This is a genomic window from Jiangella rhizosphaerae (assembly GCF_003579925.1).
Lineage (GTDB): Bacteria > Actinomycetota > Actinomycetes > Jiangellales > Jiangellaceae > Jiangella > Jiangella rhizosphaerae.
Map to the genome: position 1 here is coordinate 38990 of NZ_QUAL01000168.1, position 6826 is coordinate 45815.

Genomic DNA, 6826 nt, shown 5'->3' on the forward strand with positions numbered 1-6826 from the left:
ACCCCACTTCCGCGAAGGAGCACCCATGACCCCCCTGCGGACCACGGAGCCGCCCGACGGGCTCGGCGTCGACGACACCGCGGCGAGCGGCGCGGGCGCGGCAGCGCCACCCGCCGCCCGGCCGCGCCGCCGGTTCCCCACCCACCTGATCGTGTTCATCGTGCCGGCGGCGGCGATCTACACGATCTTCATGGTCTACCCCCTGCTCGACTCGCTGCGGCTGAGCATGTTCGCGCCCCGCGACGGCGTCCAGACGTTCGTCGGGCTGGACAACTTCGTCCACCTGCTCACCGACGACCTGCTCTCCGAGGCGTTCTGGAACGCGGTGTGGAACAACCTGGTGTTCTTCGCCGTGCACTTCGTGGTGCAGAACCCGATCGGCCTGCTGCTCGCGGCCCTGCTGGCCACGCCCACGCTGCGGGGGAGAGGCACCTACCGCACTCTGCTGTTCCTGCCGACGACGCTCAGCGTGGTGATCGTCGGCTTCATCTGGCAGCTCATCATCAGCCCGGTGTGGGGCTTCGTCGACACCCCGCTGCTCGGGCAGTCGAGCACCGCGCTGGTGACGCTGGCCCTGATGTCGGTGTGGCAGTACGTCGGCATCCCGATGATCCTCTTCTACGCCGTTCTCATCAGCATCCCCGACGAGCTCACCGAGGCGGCGACCGTCGACGGCGCCAGCGCGTGGACGACGTTCTGGCGGGTCAAGTTCCCGCTGATCCTGCCGACCGTCGGCATCGTCTCCGTCGTCACCTACGTCGCCAACATGAACGCGTTCGACCTCATCTACACCGTGAAGGGCGCACTGGCCGGGCCGGACTTCGCCTCGGACATCATGGGGACGCTGTTCTTCCGCACGTTCTTCGGCTTCCAGCTGCAGCAGGGCTCCAGCACCATGGGCGCCACGGTCGCCACCATGATGTTCCTGCTCATCCTGGCCGGCGTGCTCCTGTACTTCTACGGCTGGCAGCGGCGCGTCGAGAGCTATCAACTGTGAGGAGCCCAGAGTGAGCGCTGTGAGCACCCCGGTCCGCGGTGTCGGGCGATCGCCCGCGGCGGGCCGGCCGTGGCGGGCACGGGCCGGAGCCGCGGTTCCGCATCTCGTGCTGATCGCCTACGTCGTCGTGGCGTGCGGGCCGATCGCGCTGATCGTCATGAACGCGTTCAAGTCCCGGCAGGCGATCTTCGAGCAGCCGTTCGCCTTCCCGACCCCCGACACCTTCGACATCGCGGGCTTCGAGACGGTCTTCACCCGGGCCCGGTTCGAGCTGTACTTCCTCAACAGCTTCATCGTCACCGTCAGCACGGTGTTCCTGGTGCTGCTCCTCGGGTCGATGGCCGCGTTCGCCCTGGCCGAGTACCGCTTCGCGGGCATCACCGTCGTCTCGCTCTACCTGGCCGTGGGGATCATGATCCCGATCCGGCTGGGGACGGTCGGCATCCTCGACCTCATGGTCCGGCTGGGCCTGGTGAACTCGCTGGCCGGACTGGTCCTGGTGTACACCGCCATGGGACTGCCGCTGGCCGTGTTCGTGCTGACGGCGTTCTTCAGACAGGTGCCAGGCGACCTGAAGGACGCGGCCCGGATCGACGGCGCGAGCGAGTACCGGGTGTACGCCCTGGCCCTCCCGCTCGTGCGGCCGGGGCTCGCGGCCATCGGCGTCTACACCATGCTTCCGATCTGGAACGACCTGTGGTTCCCGCTGATCCTCACCCCCAGCGAGAGCGTCCGCACGGTCACGCTGGGCACGCAGCTGTTCCTCGGGCAGTTCGTCAGCGACTGGAACGCCGTTCTGGCGGTGCTGACGCTGGCGGCGCTGCCGATGCTGGCCCTGTTCATCATCTTCTCGCGGCAGTTCGTCCGCGGTCTGACGTCGGGAGCGGTCAAGTGAACCGGACGCGGGTCGGTATCGTCGGCGCGGGCTTCATGGGTTCGGTGCACGCGGCGGCGTGGGCCGCCTGTCCGCAGGCCCGGCTCACCGCGATCGTCGGCGGATCCACCCACCCGCCCGCGCGGCTCGCCGAGGAGTACGCGATGAAGGCGTGCGCCGATCTCGACGAGCTCCTCGACCTGGTCGACCTCGTCGACATCTGCGTGCCCACCGACCGGCACCACGAGGTCACCGTCCGCGCGGCTCGCGCCGGGCGCGCCGTGGTCTGCGAGAAGCCGCTGGCACGAACACCCGGGGAGGCCGCGGACATGATCGCGGTGTGCCGGGAGGCCGGGGTGCCGCTGCTGCCCGCTCACGTCGTGCGGTTCTTCCCCGAGTACGCGGCCGCGAAGGCGGCGGTCGACGCCGGAGTGATCGGCGAACCGGCGGTGGTCCGGCTGACTCGGGCGACCTTCCAGCCGGCGAAGCCGGCGGGCAACTGGTACCTCGACGAGGCACGCTCGGGCGGACTCCCGCTGGACCTGATGGTGCACGATCTGGACTACGCCCGCTGGATCGCGGGCGACGTCGAGAGCGTGTACGCGCGCAGCGTCCGGGCCGCTCGCCCCGACGCTGCCACCGACCACGTCCTGGCCATCCTGCGGCACTCGTCGGGTGCGATCAGCCATGTCGAGGCGTCGTGGGCCTACCCTCCGCCGACGTTTCGCACCCGAGGGGAGGTGGCGGGCTCCGGCGGTGTCCTCGAGTTCGACTCCGACCGCAGCGCGCCGGTACGTCCGATCCTGCGGGCCGGCACGGGGTCCGGGGAGATGCCGCTGCCGTCCAGCCCGCTCGCCGAGTCACCGTATGCGGTCCAGCTGCGCCATCTCCTCGACGTCGTCCGCGGTGCGGCGGCGCCGATCGTCACGGCCGAGGACGCGCTCGCCGCGGTGCGCATCGCAGCCGCCGTCGGCCGGTCGATCGCGAGTGGCCGTCCCGCGAACGTGGAGGAGGTCGCATGAGAGTCGGGTTCCTGTCCACCGCCCACGTGCACGTCGACGCCTACGTCGGCAACGTCCGCGCCGCCGGCGCCGAGGTGGCCGGCGTCACCGACGACGACGCCGAGCGCGGCACCCGGTGGGCGGCCGCGCACGCGGTGCCGTGGTTCTCCTCGCCGGAGCAGCTGCTGGACGCGGGGGTCGACGCCGTCGTCGTCGGTTCCGAGACGGTGCACCACCGCCGTCTCGTGGAGCAGGCGGCGGCGGCCGGGGTCGCCGTGCTCTGCGAGAAGCCGCTCGCCACGACCGACGACGACGCCCGGGCCATCGTGGAGGTCTGCGCCGAGGCGGGCGTGCCACTGATGACCGCGTTCCCGATGCGGTTCAGCCCGCCACTGCGAGAGTCCGCCGCGCTGCTCGCCGACGGTGCGCTCGGCCAGGTGTACGCGTGCACCGGCACGAACCAGAGCGTGCTGCCGACCCGGCACGGCGCCTGGTTCGCCGACCCCGTGCTGGCCGGAGGCGGCGCCATCATGGACCACACGGTCCATCTCGCCGACATCCTGCGCTGGTACCTCGGCCACGATCCCGTCGAGGTGTACGCCGTCACCAACCGGGTCCTGCACCGCGACACCGTCACCGTCGAGACGGGCGGGCTGGTGATGCTCACCTATCCCGACGGCGTCATCGCGACGATCGACTCGAGCTGGAGCCGTCCCGAGGGCTACCCCACCTGGGGCGGCCTCACCCTCGGGCTGGTCGGCGAACACGGCGTGGTCGCCGTCGACGCCTTCAGCCAGCACCTCACCGTCCACGGCGGCTCGCTCGGGCAGCTCGGCTGGCCGATGTGGGGCTCGGACGCCAACCAGGGCATGATCGAGGAGTTCCTCGACGCCGCACGGCACCGGCGCACGCCATCGGTCACCGGCGAGGACGGACTGGCGGCAACGCGCGTGGCGTTGGCGGCGTACCGGTCGGCCGCCACGGGCGAACCGGTCGCCGTGGCGTAGCGACCTACGCGCTGTGCTGGGCGGCGGTGGCGCAGCGGGCGCGGCCGGCGAGGACGGTCAGCCCGGCGGGGTACGCGCCGAGGCTCGGCTCGGGGACCTGCGGCGGGTCGATCCAGCGGATCTCGGTGAGGCCGCCGTGGCCGTGGATGCGCTCGACGTCGTCGATGTCGTCGTAGATGCCGACGGACTGGACGTCGGAGCAGCACCAGGCGAGCGTGGTGCGGCCGGTGGGGTACTGCGTGCCGTAGGCGATGATGCCGGTGCCGGACACGCCGCTGAGGTCGTAACGGCGGTGCAGGGCGAAGCGGCGCGGGAGTTGAGCGGGCTGGCTCACGTGACTCGTTCCCCGTTTCGTTGATCAGGCGTGGCGGCCGGGACCTGGCTGGTCCGACCGGCCGCCACGCCGGCCTGTGGTGCGCGGGTCGACGGCCGCTCGGCGCACCCCGATCGCCATGGGCCGTCCCTCCGCGCTCTCTAGGAGATGTCACCAGAGTGACACTCACCACACGTCTCGCGCAGCGTCACCGCGGACGTGTGACACGTTGAAACATCGGGGGACACGAGACGCGCGGAGAAACGGACATTCACGACATGCGTCGCGGTACTGCCCATGACGGCGGCGTTGCGGCAGCATCTGGTCGTGGCACTGGTTCACTGATCGAAATGTGATCTGTGCAGCGACAACGAACGAAGGATGCAAGGCCGGTCCGCTTCGGCGCGCCCATATGTCTATCGGGTCCGCGGAGGTTTCGTCGCCCGAAGTCCTCGGCCGTGACATCCGGGCCGCGACTGTGACGCCGGTGCGTTCGGCCGGGCCATCACGAGGATTACCCGAGCATCACCACGGCTGTAGGGGTGTTGAAGCTCACGTAAGCCTCGTGATGTGGGCGATCCTGGGATGATCATCGCTGTCCACAGCCCGACACAGCGCGCCGAGGCGTGCTGAGCAGCGTCGCCCACGTGTCAGTGCGACGTTTCGGGGGCGAGGTAGGCGGCCGCCTGCAGGCGGAACAGCTCCGCGTAGTGGCCGTCGCGGGCCATGAGCTCGTCGTGCGAGCCGTGCTCGGTGACGCGCCCGCGCTCGAGGACGTAGATGCGGTCGGCGGTGCGGACGGTGGAGAAGCGGTGCGAGATGAACAGCACCGTCCGGCCGCCGAGCAGGTCGCGCAGCGACTGGAACAGCGCGTGCTCGGCCCGCGGGTCCAGCGATGCCGAGGGCTCGTCGAGGATGACGAACGGGGCGTCGCGGAAGAACGCGCGGGCCAGGGCCACCCGCTGCCACTGGCCCAACGAGAGGTCGCGGCCGCCCTTGAACATCTTCGACAGCGCGGTGTCCCAGCCGTGTGGCAGATCCTGGATGACGTCGGCGACGCCGGCCCGGCGGGCGGCCGCGGCGATCGCGTCGATCTCGTCCATCCGGTCGGCGTCGCCCAGGCCGATGTTCTCGCGGGCGGACAGGTGGTAGCGGACGAAGTCCTGGAAGACGACGGCCACGGAGCGGCGCAGCCCGGGTCGCGAGTACGCCGCGACGTCGATGCCGTCCCAGCTGATCGTGCCGCCGTCGGGCTCGTAGAGCGCCGCCAGCAGCTTGGCCAAGGTCGTCTTGCCGGAGCCGTTCTCGCCGACCAGCGCCACGATCTCGCCCGCGTTCAGCCGGATCGACACGTCGTCCAGCGCCGGTGCGGTGCTGCCGGGGTAGGTGAAGCTGAGGCCGTCGGCCCGCAGGGTCTGGAAGGACGGCGGCGCCGGCGCGCCTGCCTCGGCCTGCTCGGCCTCCGGCCGCATGGCCACGAACCGGTCGAGGTCGTCGAGGAACAGCCCGGACTCGAAGATCTGCTGCGCCCCCTTGAACAGCGTGCCGACCTGGGTGGCCAGCAGCCGGATCGCGACGATCGCCGCGCCGGCCTCGGCCAGCGTGACCCGTCCCCGCCCGACGAGCCAGACCAGCGCCAGCAGCGTCGCGGCCAGGAAGGCCGCCGACGTGAGGTTGCCGGCGACGGCCAGCCGGGTGCGGCGGCGCAGATGTGCCCGCAGGTCGTCGGTGTAGGCGGCGTAGACGGCGTCGAAGCGGGCGCGCAGCGCGCCGGTGAGCCCGTACGCGCGCACCTCCTTCGCCTCGTCGCGGCCGGTCTGCACCAGGCCGAGGTACTGGCGCAGCCGCAGCCGGGGCGTCTGGGCGACGGCGAAGTCGAACTCGAGACGGCTCTCGCGGCGGCTGGTGAAGAACAGCGGGACGCCGGCCAGCAGCAGGATCGGCAGCAGCGCCGGCTCGAGGCTGATGATCGCGACGGACAGTCCGACGCAGCCGGCCAGGCCGCCGGCCAGGCCGACGAGGCCCTGCGTGAGCTGGTACGGCCGGCTCAGCGCGTTGGTCTGCACCCGCTGCAGCCGGTCGTAGAACCCCGGCGACTCGAACGCCCGCAGCCCCACCGCCCCCGCGACGTCCAGCAGCTGCTGCCAGGTCGAGCGCAGCACCAGCTCCGACAGCAGCCGCTGCTGGTTGGCCTGGACCGCGGTCGCGACGGCCACCAGCGCCGTGACCCCGGCCAGCAGCACCACCGGCAGCACGACCGGTCCGACGCCGCCGCCGTCGCCGACGACCAGGATCGCGTCGAGCACCGACTTGACGATGAGCACCTGCGCCGCGATGACGGCCGCGCCGAGCAGCTGCAGCACCGTCGTGATCACGAAGGCCCTGCGATCGGCGGACCAGGTGAGCCGGATGCTGTGCCCGATCAGCGCGCGCAGCCGGCTCACCGACCGCCGCTGCCGCCGCGCCGACGCCGCGAGGTCGACATAGTCGTCGCTGGCCGGCGGGTCGTCGTCGGGCGGAGGGCCGGGGTGCGTCCGCCCGGCCGCGTGCCGGGGCGTCACGTCGCCGCCCGCGCGTGTGCCTCGACGGCGTCCAGGTAGGCGGCCAGCGCCGCGGCGTCGGCCGGCTCCCGCT

The 6826-nt window shown here is 71.5% G+C and carries 6 protein-coding genes; 4 read left to right on the forward strand and 2 right to left on the reverse strand.

Annotation, left to right across the window (positions count from 1 at the left end; genetic code table 11):
- Positions 1–25: 25 nt before the first annotated feature.
- Genes DY240_RS17850 through DY240_RS17865 form a run of 4 tightly spaced genes read left to right on the forward strand, consistent with a single transcriptional unit; the run spans position 26 to position 3879 of the window.
- Positions 26–997, forward strand: a complete 972-nt coding sequence (locus tag DY240_RS17850; protein ID WP_119661196.1) for a carbohydrate ABC transporter permease — start codon at positions 26–28, stop codon at positions 995–997.
- A 10-nt stretch (positions 998–1007) separates the two neighbouring features.
- Positions 1008–1892, forward strand: coding sequence for a carbohydrate ABC transporter permease (locus tag DY240_RS17855; RefSeq protein WP_119661197.1), 885 nt, complete (start codon positions 1008–1010; stop codon positions 1890–1892).
- A complete protein-coding gene (locus DY240_RS17860; RefSeq protein WP_119661198.1) occupies positions 1889–2893 on the forward strand; it encodes a Gfo/Idh/MocA family protein in 1005 nt (334 codons plus the stop codon). The genes DY240_RS17855 and DY240_RS17860 overlap by 4 nt, the downstream gene beginning before the upstream one ends.
- Positions 2890–3879: a Gfo/Idh/MocA family protein gene (locus tag DY240_RS17865; protein WP_119661199.1), complete on the forward strand. Its 990-nt coding sequence runs from the start codon at positions 2890–2892 to the stop codon at positions 3877–3879. Before DY240_RS17860 ends, DY240_RS17865 begins: the two co-directional genes overlap by 4 nt.
- Before the next feature lie 4 nt (positions 3880–3883).
- Here the strand turns inward: DY240_RS17865 and DY240_RS17870 are convergent, their stop codons facing one another.
- Positions 3884–4213, reverse strand: a complete 330-nt coding sequence (locus DY240_RS17870; RefSeq protein WP_199701689.1) for a hypothetical protein — start codon at positions 4211–4213, stop codon at positions 3884–3886.
- Positions 4214–4842: 629 nt separating this feature from the next.
- Entirely contained in the window at positions 4843–6753 is a 1911-nt protein-coding gene (locus DY240_RS17875; protein ID WP_199701691.1) for an ABC transporter ATP-binding protein, read from the reverse strand.
- Positions 6754–6826 lie beyond the last annotated feature (73 nt).

Excerpts from the sequence above, each read along its gene's own strand:
- DY240_RS17850 (WP_119661196.1), top strand. The coding sequence starts at position 26 with ATGACCCCCCTGCGGACCACGGAGCCGCCCGACGGGCTCGGCGTCGAC.
- DY240_RS17865 (WP_119661199.1), top strand. The coding sequence starts at position 2,890 with ATGAGAGTCGGGTTCCTGTCCACCGCCCACGTGCACGTCGACGCCTAC.